This is a genomic window from Glutamicibacter sp. JC586, from assembly GCF_009805585.1.
Lineage (GTDB): Bacteria > Actinomycetota > Actinomycetes > Actinomycetales > Micrococcaceae > Glutamicibacter.
In genome coordinates, this window is record NZ_VHIN01000002.1 from 557,835 (window position 1) to 570,621 (window position 12,787).

A 12,787-nucleotide genomic window follows, 5' to 3' on the forward strand; every position below is an offset into this window, starting at 1 on the left:
GGAAGTACACCAATGGTTGCAACAGTTCACGAATTCAACTGGCCAGATCGTGTTGTCATCGGCACCATCGGTGAACCGGGCGCGAGAACCTTCTACTTACAGGCTCGTACCGGGACACAAATCGCCAGCATTGCTTTGGAGAAGCAACAGGCCGCCGTGGTCGCGGAGATGATTGATGAGATCCTGGACCAGGTAGCCACGGTTGCTGGTAATCCATTCAGCGTCCCCACCCACACTCCAGTGGAGTTGGTGGATAATGATCCGCTCGAAGAGGTCGTTGAATCTTTCCGCGCAGGTACCATGAACCTTGGCTGGGATGCCACAGTTGCTCAGGTGGTGCTGGAAGCCTACTCACTGGTTGAGGACGATTCCGATGAGAACCCTGATGCGGTGATGCGGGTTCGCATGCCCGTCGGTACCGCGCGTGCTTTTGCCATGCGAACCCATGAAATTGTCGCCGCGGGCCGTCCGGTCTGTTCAAGCTGTGGCTACCCGATGGACCCTGACGGCCACCAGTGCCAGGGCCCGGAACTTTCATGACCACGGTTGATCTGCTCCCCGGTGATTTGGAGCTGACTGGTCGAATCACCACAGCTTCCAACGCCACCTTCTTGGGTACCATCGGTGAGCAAAGCGTTGTCTACAAACCGGTCAAGGGCGAAAAACCACTCTGGGATTTCCCGCATCAGACTCTAGCTAACCGCGAGGTGGCTGCGTACTTGGTGTCGCAAGCGCTGGGCTGGAACATTGTTCCTCGTTCTTGGCTACGTGATGGCCCATTCGGTACTGGTATGGTCCAGTTATGGCAGGACGTTGATATCAACCAGCACCCGGTTGACCTCGTCATGACCAAAGATGCGCCGAGCAGCGGATGGAAGAACGTGCTAACCGGCGAAGACGAGAATGGACAAGAAGTCAGCCTGCTCCACGAAGACACCGAGCAACTGCGACGCATGGCAGTCTTTGACGTTCTGGTAAACAACGCTGACCGCAAAGGCGACCATGTTCTGGCCATGGAAGACGGCCACCGTTTCGGTGTAGATCACGGATTATGCTTCCATGAGGAGCACAAGCTGCGTACGGTGTTATGGGGCTGGATAGGCCAGCCGCTCATGGAGGAAGAACTCCAAGAAATTGACCGCCTAGTAGAGGCCCTGAATTCGACCCTTGGCACAGAACTCGCCGAACTACTCAGCGAGCCAGAGATCCAGGCATTCGCCACACGCTGTCAGGTGTTGCGAGGTGAAGGACATTTCCCCGCCCACAGTGGTGATATGCCCGCAGTACCGTGGCCACTGTTCTAGTGCAACAGTGAGCGTCCGCGTTATTCTTCACTAAGTCTGCGACGCCAGATTCGTGTATGCGCTGTGACCGCTCCATGCTGATATGGCACCACGTTATTCGTTGGTTCGTAGCCCAACGCGATCCAGAACGGTTCCGCAAATTCGGCATTCGTATCCACGATCGAAATGCGAAGCCAAACGAAACGTTGTGCTTTGCCTAATTCATGGACAACGTGCTTGTGCAGTCGACGGCCAAGACCTTCGCCGCGGCGGCTCCGGTCGGTCATGAGTAACCCGATATGAGCTGAGTCCGGCGCCGGCCACCCCTGAATGATGTCAGCGTAAGCAAGCAATTTACCTGCTTCCCATAAACCGAAGCCGATTTTTTGCTGTCTCATGGTGTTGGAAGGTAGCGCCGTCAAGGCTTGGGACGCGGCGTCTTTAGCTACCGCAGATCCTTGGATACGCATCGTATAGTCGGCATTTGATTCCATCAGTAGTTGGAGAGCTTCAGAGTCGTGAAGAGCGACGGGGCGAAAATGGATCATATTGCTCGTGCTTCAAAAATCATGATGTCTTGGCTACCGTCGAACGGTGTCTTGTTCCAGTCGCCCCAAACGGTAGTAACCTCAAACCCGGCGTCGCGTAATCCCTTGCAGACTTGTTGTTGCGTACGGAAAGTGAGGATCAGTTCTTCTTGTATATGTTCGCCGGTCCTGGTGAACTCAGTAAATGTTTTCAACAACACCCTACCTTCGCCCAGTTCTTCTGTCCTGTTCCACTCGATCAGTGGACCGAGTGGTGTGTCTATGCTTCGTGGATCTTGCTCATTCCAGGACTCCCACGCCCGTTGTAATGGGTTTCTCGATTCAAAAGCCAGCAACGCTCCCTTGGGCATATTTTTGCGAATATCCGCTAAAGTCTGTGCCCAATGTGGGTCTGGAATGTGTTGAGCGACGTTGCCGGTCAGCACCGCAAGATCAAATAACCCATGTTCCAGAACGCTTGAGTTTCCTTGAACCCAAGACACATTTTCGGCGTATTGACGCTGACGTGCGTAGGCCAACATCGTTGGCGAGGGATCAACCCCGAACACTTCCTTGTTTCCAACTGTCAGGGTTACGGTGAGAATTCCGGTTCCGCACCCCAGGTCTAGGATTCGGTGCACGTCTGTCCGGTTCGCTAACGAACGGTAATAGTCGTGGTCTGCACCATCTGGATTCATGAGGTCGTAGAGGGCGACGATTTTAGGATCGTAGTCAGTCAATGTTCCTCCTAGGAACTAGAGATGATCCGGAGTCATGATCTCGATCCGATTACCAAAACCGTCCCGGGCATGGAATCGAACAAATCCTTCAAAGGTATCCCGTTCCGCCCAAGAGATTTCATACCCGCCATCCTGGATCCGTTGCGCCACCGCTTCCAGCTCAGTTATCGACTCGCAAACCAACCCAGGATGAGCCTTACGAGCCGCCCGAAATGGCTCATCAATGCCGAGGTGGATCTCGGCAATGACCGTGTCCCCGTCAAAGGCGCGGAACCAGCAGCCACCGCGCCCTTTCAGGGCCGCAGGTTTGGCCACTTCTTTGAGGCCAAGAGCTAGCGAATAGAATCGGTGCGCTTCTGCTTCCTCACCTCTGGGCATAGAAAGCTGAACGTGGTGAAGCTCCATTATGCTCTCCTTCAATGATCAGTTAAGGCTCAATCTAGCAGTCCTTGATCTTGAACATTTTTGCTGCGCACGATCCATCACAAATCGTCGGCTTCTGGGGCAGAATGAAATCATGAACGCTCATGATGTATTTGCTGATTTCATTCAACGTCCCATCGACGCTACCGGGTATCTCCCCAGCCTAGAACCAGAACAGTTGAATGCTCACCCTGCAGGTCACCCAAACTCTGTGGCCTGGTTGCTGTGGCACACCGGTCGTGAGATCGACGTGCAGCTCTCGGACCTATCGGGCAAACCGCAAGTTTGGGAAGAATTCCGGGACCGCTTTGAACTAGGCGAGTTAGGAGAATCCGTAGGCTACGGTCATACCAGTGAACAGGCCGAACAGATCAAGGTTGACGACCAGAAGCTACTGATGGACTACGTTAATTCTTCCGTCCGGGCCCTGGGCGAATACGTCGCTTCCCTTTCCGAACAGGATCTCGATGTAGTCATCGATGATCGGTGGGAAACTCCTGTAACCCGCGGAGTTCGCTTGGTTTCCATCGTTGATGACGCCACCCAACATATCGGCCAGGCCGCCTATGCAGCCGGAGCAATCTTGGCTTCGAGGTAGTTAAAAATCAGGCGCCAAGGAATCGGGCTCCCTATGGCTCTACGCGAACGTTCTTGGCCAGAGTCTTAAAACGAACACCGTCGTCCTGTTGAACAGTGATCGTCACTGCGCCCGTCTTACTGATGTTCTTATCCGCCGCAATTCCCGACTTCCCCTTATGAGTTCCGGCAATAACCGTGCAGCGCTGACCATTAGCTACTTCGAGCGTGTTCTCGTCCATGGCTCTATCCTATTTCAGCGCCTTGACCATAATCAGGCATGGCGTACTTTCTCCCCAGATTTCGGTTTCTTCCAACGCCAAAAATCCACAGCGCTCATAAAAGTGTCGTGTTCTGGCATATCCTGCGTCAGGATGTGAAGCACCAAGCGTTTTTACCTCCAGCAAACGCACTGCCCTCGCACGGGCATCGGCTTCTATGGCTTTGATCATCGCGGTGCCCACTCCCCGACCCTGCGCGCCGCGTTCAACAACCATCAAATGAATTTCTGCCGCATGCGGGAAATGACGATCAATCAAAGTCACCCCAATGACGCGCCCCGCGTCGTCGCGTACAGACCATGTTTCTTTGGTTTTGGCTGCTTGAATATATTCTTCATTCGCCTCGGGCTGGCCGAACCATTCGGGGACTGACGCCAATAAATTCGCAACTTCAACCGGGATTTGTTCATCTCTTTCAGCTTGAAGTTTCGAGTCACCTAAACCCATGGTGTTTCTCGACTGCCAGTCACTGCGCAGTAGGCCGTAGACCCACGAGTCGGAGGTAACCAGGTTGACCGTGCAGTCCTGCCGCAATGTTCCTTCGCGTTGAAAACCCAGCTTTTGAAGTACGCGTACTGAGGCGGCATTCCTCGTGTCGACTTCGGCTTGAACACGATTCAGGTCGAGCGTTTCAAAAGCCCATGCCAACAGGCTTTGGGCGGCTTCTGTGGCATAGCCTTGACCCCAGGATCGTTCAGTGAGGCAGTACCCCAAAGAGGCACTACGGAATTCTGGATTCCACGAGTTGAATGTGCACCATCCCAGGAACGCTCCGTCCGAGTTTCGTTCAATCACCACTCGGATGCCGGTTCCCTCACGTTCTCGGCGCAAGTTGCCGTCCATGAACCGCGCGATAGCCGACCGATCTGTCCACGGCGGACTGTCCCAAAATTCAAGGACCTTGGCATCACTCTGAAGCTCAAACAGATCCTGAGCATCGGACTGTTCGAAAGGCCGCAGCGTGAGCCTTGGTGTATGAAGCGTCGGGGCGCGCCATGCATTACTGAGCTGGGTCATGACTGCATCATGCCACGTTCGGCAAGATTAGTCAGTGAGGATTGTTCTCGCCGACGGGATAAAAACGGTAGCGATGGCGCCGGAGTCACCAGGAGCGTTCGAAAGCTGCAGTGTTCCGCCGAATCGTGTGAGTGTTCGCTGGGTAATGGCCAGCCCAAGCCCCGTTCCGGCAACATCTTGTCCGGCTTCCCGATGGAAGGGATCCACGACCCTTTCCGGCTGGCGGAGACCAGGCCCATGGTCAATAACGTCAACGCGGGTTCCGTCAGCTTCACGAGCCGCCCGCACAAAAATCGGCCCAGCATGACCTGCATACAGCACTGCGTTGCGCACCAAATTCTGTAGCACGATTTGCATCCCTGATTCCGGAACCAAGTCCGCTGCCGCATCCTCGATTTCCCAAGCCAGGTCGGCCCCGGTGCTCAGTTCCAGATCCATGAGATTACTGGCCACAACGCGAGCCACTTGTTCCAAAGGGACCAAGGGGTCATCGGGGGCCGTGGCATCTGAGAGAACGAGGAGTTGATCGCATAAAGAGCGCAACCTCGCCAGTCCGTCACGCAGGGCATTCTCGCGGTGCTCACGCTGTTCGATGGTTTTGGCTGAGATCAGGTGCTCTGCTTGAAGTGATACCGCGGTGACTGGAGTTCGTAGTTCGTGGGCGGCCTCCGCGGCAAATCGTCGTTGCCCCTCGAGGACTTCGGCAGCTCGTTGATGATGGGCATCGAGGGCTTGAACAAATCCGGCGAGTTCCGCCGGAATTCGCATAGGTGGCAAGGGGTCCAACGACCCATCATCACGTCGTTCGAATTCGCGGCGCAGTATCTTCAGCGGCTTGAGCCCCCACATAATCACCAGCCACGCGGCCAGGATCAACAGTGGTGCCCCTAGGACAATCGGGATCACCGTAGAAATCATGGTCTCGTGCACCGCATCATCGCGCACGGCGATTGGCTGAAGCACCGCGATACGACGTGAATCGCTAAGGGTCCGAACTATCGCTCGCTGCTGCTGTTGACCTGCTTCAATGGTGGAAAGACCATCGGAAACTGGTCCTTGAAGTCCTTTGGGCCCATTGGTCCCGTTCAACGCGATCACGTCTAGACCGGAAGCATTCTGCACGTTGGTGGGCTGTGAGAAGGAGAATTCGTCGCTACGACTATCCACAATCTCGGCAAAGCCGATGAGCAAACTATCTTGGGCTTCTGTAGCTTCGGTCAAGGCTCGCTGGTAGGCCCAAAAAGTGGTTGCCGCCGTGGCCAACAAGACCAGCACCACCAGTGCAGCTGCGAGCCTAAACTGTAGCGAGGCCGTGCGCTGATGAGTGCTCATTGTCCCCTCGGAATCATCCAGCCCAAGCCGCGAACGTTTCGTATGACCTCGGCACCAAGTTTTGTACGCAGCCGCTTGATCAAAAAGTCGATGGCATTAGATTCAATCTCGATGTCGCTTTCATACACTCGCGATTCAAGTTGTCCCCGTGAGAGGACCACACCTGGGTGCATCATGAGCGACCTGAGTAGGGCGAGCTCGCGGCGAGTAAGCTCCACGGGTGTTCCTGATGGGCTGGTGGCCAACGCCGAGGCTTCGTCGAGGCTGATATTGCCGGCTTTGAGCTGCACGGAATTATGGGGTGTTCCCCGCCTTCCGACCGCGCTCAGTCGTGCGCGCAGTTCTTCATAGGCGAATGGTTTCACCAGGTAGTCATCCGCTCCAGCATCGAGTCCAGTAACCTTTTGCTCGACCGTGCCTCGTGCGGTCATGACGATAACTGCTGGTCCACCCTCCGCTTGCTCGGCGCGGAGGGTCTGCAGCACCTGAATTCCATCGATATCAGGCAAACCCAAGTCCAGCAGGACCACATCAAAATCGCCGAGGCGAGCGTATTGCTGTGCCGAGGCACCGTCGCTGACCACTTCCACGACGTGGGAGTCATCGCTCAGCCGTTGTGCCAGCACGGAGGCAATCATCGTGTCATCCTCAGCCATCAGGATCCTCATAGTTGCCTTTCTCGATAACTCGTCAAGATCAATCATGGGATACTGTTTGGCGAAATCACAATGATGCTAGCAACGACTGCAAATGTTGCGCGGCCTTCAAGCTTGAGGCCTGATCTGGATTGTTAGCGCGCAAGGCGGTCAGCTCCTCATCGATGGCCTTGTCCAAAGTGCCCCAGTCAGATGGTGAGCGAGGCTTAAGCCCGGCTTCCGCGCTGTCCCACGCAGTTTCCAAATCCTTCACGCGCGTCTTGCCACCGGCGAGATCCCCCGCTTTGACTTTGGCAGTGACATCATCATTGATTTGGGCAAAGCTGGAAAGATCTCCCAGCGGTCCGTGGCTGGCCTTCGACGACGAGGCATTGGCCGCATTAGCTGGTGCGTGAGCGACTTGAACCGCCGTGATCGAGCCTGCAGCGATGATGATTGCTAGTGCCCCGGCACCTGCCCAGAGCAAGTCACGAACCTTTCCTCCATGAGCTTTCTGGCCTTTGACCAATACCCCGTGACGGTTCACCAAGAGCTGTTCGCGAATCACCAGCACGATGATCACGACCAGGAAGAGGATGCTGGTTGCTTGAGCACCCAGCCCCATGCCACCGTAGCTTCGATCTTGCGTCAATAGGTCACCGATTGAAGCGCCCAACGGACGGGTGAGCACGTAGGCAATCCAGAATGCAGCCACGGTAGAAACACCAATTCGCGTGGCCAGGCCGCTGAGGATAATGAGAACTGCAAAGATGACCGATCCCCACATGAATCCCAAGCCTAGGGCTTCGGTGGCCAAATCGCCGGCAGCAGTACCTAGGGCAAAGGCGGTCAAGATTGCTGCCCAGTAGAAGGCCTCACGACGGAATGTATCAATCGAAGTAATGGCCAAGGTTCGTTCCTGGAGGTACCACGCGGTGAATACGACGATGAGCAGAACGCTGAAGACTGCTGTAGAAACGTAGAGGCTGACTCCTAATGTGTCGGTGAAGAAGTCAGTGATTTGGGTGCCGACGATGCTCACGAGCACCACGGTGAGCCAGTAGATCCACGGAGTGTATTGCCGAGTGCGGAATTGAATGACCAGTGCCACTGCAAGCAAGAAGACCATCATGCCGGTGGTCACTATAGAACCGAGTCCAACGTTGACTGCGAGGTAGTCGGCAAACGTCTCGCCAACAGTGGTGGACAAGATCTTGATGATCCAGAAGGTTGCGGTAATGACCGGGACCTTCATCCACCGAGAATTCCCTTGGCTCAATAAGCCTTGCCGAGTTGGACCTTCAACGGGATAAGCCATGCTCATCTGTTGCTCCTTTGTGAAAATCGGTCGGCTTTCGCCGCTCTCGCACTAGTGTGCCGATACTAAATGAGCTGAAAATGAGCTGACTCGAAATGCGCTGGGCCCGGTGGCATTCGACCATGTGCACCATGGCCTCAGCATTGAGCTCAGCCGTTGGCCGTGTCGCAAAGGCGCTCGCACAGGAGTACCCCATTCGGCCCTGCACTTTGGCCCATCTTCGCTGGTCGGGAGACAACAGTTTGAGCTACGCGTCGAGATTCCAACTGACGAAACGAACTGAACTACGAAGTCGTGATCGAAGCCGCTGCCATTGACGACATCGCCCCTAATGGCAGTATCGGCGGACGAGTCGCTTCCTAGCCTTGAGCGAATCGGCCGGATGGAACATGTCACCCAAAAATGGTGACCACGATGAGTCACAAAATGTCTGAACCGTCGGAACTCACAGCGATACGTTAGCCCTCCACGAGTTTGGCTAGTTGTTCGGTGACGAAGGTCCAGCCCTCGCGAAGGCCGAGCTCGTCGTGAGTGGCCCTTGCCTGAGCATCACCATGTCGGACAACAATACGGTACAAGGTGCCTTCGGAGTGATCACTCAAGGTGACGTCGCCGGTTACGCATACCGGCATAGGCTGTGCTGGGCGCAATGTGGAATCTACGGCGTTGGTGAAGACCAGTCGTTCCTCGTGGTCGACCACCAAAAATGCGGCATCCATGTGAGGCCCGAAATTAGATCCGTCCTCGCTCATTTGCGTGACAAATCCGCCGCCGGCCTTGGCCTCAAAGAATTCAACTCGGCATGTGTAGGGTTCTGGAATCCACCACTTTGCGAAGAGCTCAGGATCGGTCCACGCGTTCCAGACGATCGAGCGCGGTGCCCGAATAACGTGCTCGATGACGAGGTCTAGTTCTGGATTCATGGGTGTACTCCATTTCGCGCTGTGCCGTTGGAACCTACTGCTCCGCCCCACTAATCCTAGGCGGTTCACGAACGAGGCACACCTGTTCTCGTCTTTAGCTGATTCCGGCTAACGCCCTTGGAAAAACTTCCGGGCGGAATTGATCAGCCACATCACGTCTTTGAGCTTCATCCCTTCAACCCCGGGTACGTAAATGTTCCGATACGCGCGGTCAAAAGGAATGCCAGCAACCGGCGCAATCCTGTCACGCAATTCAGCTGCAAGCACCTGGTTGACGATATGGAATCCTGACTGTGTCAAAGGCAAAACCGCCCGCCACACAGACTCCGAATCATGTTCAGCGCGAACGATTTGGCGTTGAGCCATGCCAAAATCATGCCACGGAATCGGTCCGAGTCCGCGCAACGTCAGCCCAGCAGCTTCGAGGACCACCGGTTGCTCTTCATACTCTCGATACGTTGAGCGTTGTCGGTGCCACCGACCGTATACCAACCCGCCTAGCAAGACCGGCAGTATTAGCCCTCCGGCGAATCCAGCGATGCTAGCAGCAGAATCAACAGCGCCGGAGGCGACAGCAATGAAGAATCCGGCAATGACGAGAACAAAGAGCAAACCCACAAAGACGAACAGGACCTTGATCAACACCGACATCGATTTGGACCAGAAGGCCGGCGCACCTTGCAAACTAACACGACCCGTGGCTTGTAATGTCGCCCAAGCTTGGTTGACATCGTATTGCATTCGAGCACTCCACTGCTGATTGATTCCGTTACCTATACAACCTGTCTGCAATTAATCTATAGCATAGTCAGAACAGGTTGTGCTTGAAGATTCCACGAGCATTAATTGGGTGCAACCTGCTTCATGAGCGCCCATCACTAACCCATTAGTACGCGCCCAGCTAGACGAAAAGTACGCACACCTTGATCACGATTATTCCGCCGATCAACAAGCTACCTGCCCGCACTGCCATTCCAACATTCATCGTTGGAGTCGGCCCAAGGTCCTGGAAGGCACCGCGTTGGGCGCGACAAAGCGGAACCGAGTTTTCTTGTGTCCAACGTGAAGTACGGAAGCTAGCGAATAAGTTAGGCGGCCCCTGAAATTTGACCTTGTCGCAACGTCAAGGTTTACCTTCGTGGCTATGACTATTTCAGTAATTGACACCGCGCCGAGCATGCGCGGAATTCTCGCCGCGGCGCCCGAGGACCGAGCCGATCTTGTCCGTGAAATGTGGTCTGCCGTAGCCGGCCTGTACCACTTCATCCCGGACGGCGTGGACATGGCGATGGTGCACCGTCAGAGCTTCGGCTTCGACGTGCACGGCACAACCGAACCGATCAGGCAAGCTCTCGATCGGCTCGTCAAGGCCAAGGCTTGGCACCGAATCAAGACCGCCATCGAGTCCGGACTTACTGCGTTGCAAGTGGCAGCCCCAGAAATTCAGGTGCCTGATCTGACGGTCCTCCTGGTCCTGGGCAATCCAACTGACAAGCACTTCATTGACGAGATCCAAGGGCTGTCTGCATTCGGCGGAATCAGCGGCTACATCACCATCACCATTTGGCCGACTCCTCAGGTTCTGGAACGTCTCGAAGCCATTGCCGTACATGAACTGCACCATAATGTGCGGTATTCACCAGGCGGCCTTCTCTGGGATCCGATGACGGTCACGGTTGGTGAACAGGTGATCTCCGAGGGCCTCGCCGACGTGTTTGCTACTGAAATGTACGGGGAACTCGGGTACACACACTTCGTCAGTGCGAGCACTCGTACTGACGACGACGTGCTTCTGAAGGTCGCAGATGGGCTGCACATCACCGGCATGCAGAACTTCACCGCCTGGATTCACGGGGATGCTAGCGCTCGCCAATTTGGAGCGGCACCGGTGGGCCTGCCCACGGGTGCAGGTTATGCAGCTGGAACACGACTAGTTCGAGCTTATCTCGATCTGACTGAGTCCACTGCAGCACAATGCGTTGCCACGCCTGCACACGAAATACTGCGCGTCGCGGCCCCTAAACTGGGGTTGCACCTCAAAAATGAGAACTGGGATCAATAGCGAGCAGGAGGTAGTAGCACGTGGAATGGACAGTGCAAGAGCTCGCAGAGCGTGCGGGCATCAGCGGGCGTACCCTGCGTCATTACCACCAGATCGGACTGCTCGAACCAGACCGCGTCGGATCCAACGGCTACCGCTACTACGGGGCCGACGCGGTCTCCCGCCTGCAACGGATCCTGCTCCTGCGGGACACGGGCATGCCGCTGGCTGACATCGCGGCCGTGTTGAATGCACCCAGGACACCTGAGGTGGAAATCGAAGCGCTTGCTGGGCACTTGGAAAGTCTCGCCCAGGAGCGCGAGTCATTGGATCGACGCATCAGGGCCGTAGAGCACACACTGTCGATGCGCCGCCAAGGCCGCGAACCTCGCATGGATGTCATGCTCGAGGGATTCAATGACCGATACGAGGAAGAGGTTGTCGAACGCTGGGGTCGGGACGCATTCGACGCATCGAATCGGTGGTGGCACGGGAAATCGGTCCAGCAGCAGAAGGATTGGAAAGCCCGAGCCGAAGGCCTACTCGCCCGGTGGCGTGTGATCCAGCAGGAGGGGCATGAGTTGGACTCCGCCATAGCGCAGGAGCACGCGGCCGTTCACGTGGAGTGGTTGAAGGAGATTCCAGGAACCCCTACCCACGCAGGCGATACCGCAAAGTCCGTCGACATGATTCGAGGTCTCGCGGACCAGTACGAAACGAACCCCGACTTCCACGTCGCCTTCGGGACCCCGAGGGCCGCACGGTTCGCCGCAAACACGTTGCGACTCCACGTGGGAAGAATAGAGTCCTCTTTTACGGATGACCTCGGGGGTTAGTTAGAAAATCTAAACTCCACCGAGTTCCGGCGGATACCAACCTCTAACCTCAGCCAACTTTTGGACCGAGGCCTCCCCGCAACTACGCTGAACCAGTGACTCCGCCAAATACCCAACGCCTCCGCTTCCGCCGCATGCGGCCTGCTGACATCGATCTCATGGCCGACATGCTCGGGGATCCTGAAGTGATGCGTTTCTACCCCTCCGCAAAAACACGCGAGCAGGCAGCCAGGTGGATCACTTGGAATGAAGAGAACTACGCGGAGCACGGCTACGGCCTATGGATCGTCGAGACGATCCACGGCGAGTTCGTTGGCGACTGCGGCCTCACCTGGCAAGAGGTGAATGGCGCACCCAAGCTCGAGGTCGGCTACCACGTCGTCACCGCAAGGCAGGGCCTCGGTTACGCGACCGAAGCCGCCATTGCATGCCGCGACTACGCACGCGACGTTGTAGGCTCACCCGAGTTGGTCGCCATCATCCACCCCGAGAACGAAGCTTCGGAACGCGTCGCCCGAAAGCTCGGTATGCATCGACTGGCAGACGACCATGGTGGAAACATTCCCGTCCGGACGGTTCTCGGGATGACGTTTGAGTAGTAGCGAACTGAGAACACAAGCGCCGGCTCCTTTCAGGGGCCGACGCTTGTGCAAGAGGTTGAACCGGAACGCGACTACACGTTGAAGCGGAACTCCACCGAGTTCCGGCACATACCAATCTCTCGCGATCAGTAGCCAGGCTTCAAGAGCTAATCATTCCGCGGGCCAGAGCGTTGCACTGACTCATCTCGTACTGTGCACGACAGAGACCAGGTGCGCATAGCCACCGGCCATGCTCCGGAGCATGTTCGCCGGG

16 protein-coding genes are annotated in these 12,787 nt (G+C 56.0%); 6 read left to right on the forward strand and 10 right to left on the reverse strand.

What is annotated here, in order from left to right; genetic code table 11:
* The first annotated feature begins 12 nt into the window (after nt 1-12).
* Both FJV47_RS02765 and FJV47_RS02770 read left to right on the forward strand, forming a co-directional pair.
* Nucleotides 13-540 carry a DUF3090 domain-containing protein gene (locus FJV47_RS02765; protein WP_159609793.1) on the forward strand — a complete coding sequence of 176 codons (528 nt, stop codon included), beginning with the start codon at nt 13-15 and terminating at the stop codon, nt 538-540.
* Complete coding sequence (locus tag FJV47_RS02770) at nt 537-1,304, forward strand: SCO1664 family protein (protein ID WP_159609795.1); 768 nt, start codon at nt 537-539, stop codon at nt 1,302-1,304. Before FJV47_RS02765 ends, FJV47_RS02770 begins: the two co-directional genes overlap by 4 nt.
* Before the next feature lie 20 nt (nt 1,305-1,324).
* Here FJV47_RS02770 and FJV47_RS02775 read toward each other — a convergent pair whose 3' ends face one another.
* Genes FJV47_RS02775 through FJV47_RS02785 form a run of 3 tightly spaced genes read right to left on the reverse strand, consistent with a single transcriptional unit; the run spans nt 1,325 to nt 2,955 of the window.
* Nucleotides 1,325-1,831 (reverse strand): GNAT family N-acetyltransferase, encoded by a 507-nt coding sequence (locus FJV47_RS02775; RefSeq protein ID WP_159609797.1) that lies wholly within the window; start codon nt 1,829-1,831, stop codon nt 1,325-1,327.
* Nucleotides 1,828-2,550, reverse strand: a complete 723-nt coding sequence (locus tag FJV47_RS02780) for a bifunctional 2-polyprenyl-6-hydroxyphenol methylase/3-demethylubiquinol 3-O-methyltransferase UbiG (protein ID WP_235026311.1) — start codon at nt 2,548-2,550, stop codon at nt 1,828-1,830. The genes FJV47_RS02775 and FJV47_RS02780 overlap by 4 nt, the downstream gene beginning before the upstream one ends.
* Nucleotides 2,551-2,565: 15 nt before the next feature.
* Nucleotides 2,566-2,955, reverse strand: a complete 390-nt coding sequence (locus FJV47_RS02785; protein ID WP_159609799.1) for a VOC family protein — start codon at nt 2,953-2,955, stop codon at nt 2,566-2,568.
* Nucleotides 2,956-3,067: 112 nt separating this feature from the next.
* Between FJV47_RS02785 and FJV47_RS02790 the strand changes: the two genes are divergently transcribed.
* On the forward strand, nt 3,068-3,571 hold the full coding sequence (locus FJV47_RS02790; protein WP_159609801.1) for a DinB family protein: 504 nt from the start codon (nt 3,068-3,070) through the stop codon (nt 3,569-3,571).
* Nucleotides 3,572-3,602: 31 nt separating this feature from the next.
* Here the strand turns inward: FJV47_RS02790 and FJV47_RS02795 are convergent, their stop codons facing one another.
* The 7 genes from FJV47_RS02795 to FJV47_RS02830 all read right to left on the reverse strand — a co-directional run bounded on the left by FJV47_RS02795 (nt 3,603) and on the right by FJV47_RS02830 (nt 9,796).
* Entirely contained in the window at nt 3,603-3,791 is a 189-nt protein-coding gene (locus FJV47_RS02795) for an RNA-binding protein (protein ID WP_159609803.1), read from the reverse strand.
* Nucleotides 3,792-3,800: 9 nt separating this feature from the next.
* Nucleotides 3,801-4,847, reverse strand: coding sequence for a GNAT family N-acetyltransferase (locus FJV47_RS16540; RefSeq protein WP_235026312.1), 1,047 nt, complete (start codon nt 4,845-4,847; stop codon nt 3,801-3,803).
* A 27-nt stretch (nt 4,848-4,874) separates the two neighbouring features.
* On the reverse strand, nt 4,875-6,179 hold the full coding sequence (locus FJV47_RS02810; protein WP_159609805.1) for a HAMP domain-containing sensor histidine kinase: 1,305 nt from the start codon (nt 6,177-6,179) through the stop codon (nt 4,875-4,877).
* On the reverse strand, nt 6,176-6,835 hold the full coding sequence (locus FJV47_RS02815; protein WP_200831930.1) for a response regulator transcription factor: 660 nt from the start codon (nt 6,833-6,835) through the stop codon (nt 6,176-6,178). Before FJV47_RS02815 ends, FJV47_RS02810 begins: the two co-directional genes overlap by 4 nt.
* Nucleotides 6,836-6,902: 67 nt before the next feature.
* Nucleotides 6,903-8,138, reverse strand: coding sequence for a hypothetical protein (locus tag FJV47_RS02820; RefSeq protein WP_200831931.1), 1,236 nt, complete (start codon nt 8,136-8,138; stop codon nt 6,903-6,905).
* A gap of 452 nt (nt 8,139-8,590) precedes the next feature.
* Nucleotides 8,591-9,055 carry an SRPBCC domain-containing protein gene (locus tag FJV47_RS02825; RefSeq protein ID WP_159609809.1) on the reverse strand — a complete coding sequence of 155 codons (465 nt, stop codon included), beginning with the start codon at nt 9,053-9,055 and terminating at the stop codon, nt 8,591-8,593.
* A gap of 108 nt (nt 9,056-9,163) precedes the next feature.
* A complete protein-coding gene (locus tag FJV47_RS02830) occupies nt 9,164-9,796 on the reverse strand; it encodes a hypothetical protein (protein WP_159609811.1) in 633 nt (210 codons plus the stop codon).
* Between the two features lie 403 nt (nt 9,797-10,199).
* On the opposite strand from FJV47_RS02830, the gene FJV47_RS02835 reads away from it, so the two are divergent.
* The 3 genes from FJV47_RS02835 (at nt 10,200) to FJV47_RS02845 (ending at nt 12,531) form a co-directional block, all read left to right on the forward strand.
* On the forward strand, nt 10,200-11,117 hold the full coding sequence (locus FJV47_RS02835; protein ID WP_159609813.1) for a DUF2268 domain-containing protein: 918 nt from the start codon (nt 10,200-10,202) through the stop codon (nt 11,115-11,117).
* Nucleotides 11,118-11,137: 20 nt separating this feature from the next.
* Nucleotides 11,138-11,932, forward strand: a complete 795-nt coding sequence (locus FJV47_RS02840) for a MerR family transcriptional regulator (RefSeq protein ID WP_159609815.1) — start codon at nt 11,138-11,140, stop codon at nt 11,930-11,932.
* Between the two features lie 95 nt (nt 11,933-12,027).
* A complete protein-coding gene (locus FJV47_RS02845; RefSeq protein WP_159609817.1) occupies nt 12,028-12,531 on the forward strand; it encodes a GNAT family N-acetyltransferase in 504 nt (167 codons plus the stop codon).
* The last annotated feature ends 256 nt before the right edge of the window (nt 12,532-12,787 follow it).

Coding starts and splice junctions, on each gene's coding strand:
- FJV47_RS02765 (WP_159609793.1), top strand. CDS start 13: ATGGTTGCAACAGTTCACGAATTCAACTGGCCAGATCGTGTTGTCATC.
- FJV47_RS02770 (WP_159609795.1), top strand. CDS start 537: ATGACCACGGTTGATCTGCTCCCCGGTGATTTGGAGCTGACTGGTCGA.
- FJV47_RS02775 (WP_159609797.1), bottom strand. CDS start 1,831: ATGATCCATTTTCGCCCCGTCGCTCTTCACGACTCTGAAGCTCTCCAA.
- FJV47_RS02785 (WP_159609799.1), bottom strand. CDS start 2,955: ATGGAGCTTCACCACGTTCAGCTTTCTATGCCCAGAGGTGAGGAAGCA.
- FJV47_RS02790 (WP_159609801.1), top strand. CDS start 3,068: ATGAACGCTCATGATGTATTTGCTGATTTCATTCAACGTCCCATCGAC.
- FJV47_RS02795 (WP_159609803.1), bottom strand. CDS start 3,791: ATGGACGAGAACACGCTCGAAGTAGCTAATGGTCAGCGCTGCACGGTT.
- FJV47_RS16540 (WP_235026312.1), bottom strand. CDS start 4,847: ATGACCCAGCTCAGTAATGCATGGCGCGCCCCGACGCTTCATACACCA.
- FJV47_RS02810 (WP_159609805.1), bottom strand. CDS start 6,179: ATGAGCACTCATCAGCGCACGGCCTCGCTACAGTTTAGGCTCGCAGCT.
- FJV47_RS02815 (WP_200831930.1), bottom strand. CDS start 6,835: ATGGCTGAGGATGACACGATGATTGCCTCCGTGCTGGCACAACGGCTG.
- FJV47_RS02820 (WP_200831931.1), bottom strand. CDS start 8,138: ATGAGCATGGCTTATCCCGTTGAAGGTCCAACTCGGCAAGGCTTATTG.
- FJV47_RS02825 (WP_159609809.1), bottom strand. CDS start 9,055: ATGAATCCAGAACTAGACCTCGTCATCGAGCACGTTATTCGGGCACCG.
- FJV47_RS02830 (WP_159609811.1), bottom strand. CDS start 9,796: ATGCAATACGATGTCAACCAAGCTTGGGCGACATTACAAGCCACGGGT.
- FJV47_RS02835 (WP_159609813.1), top strand. CDS start 10,200: ATGACTATTTCAGTAATTGACACCGCGCCGAGCATGCGCGGAATTCTC.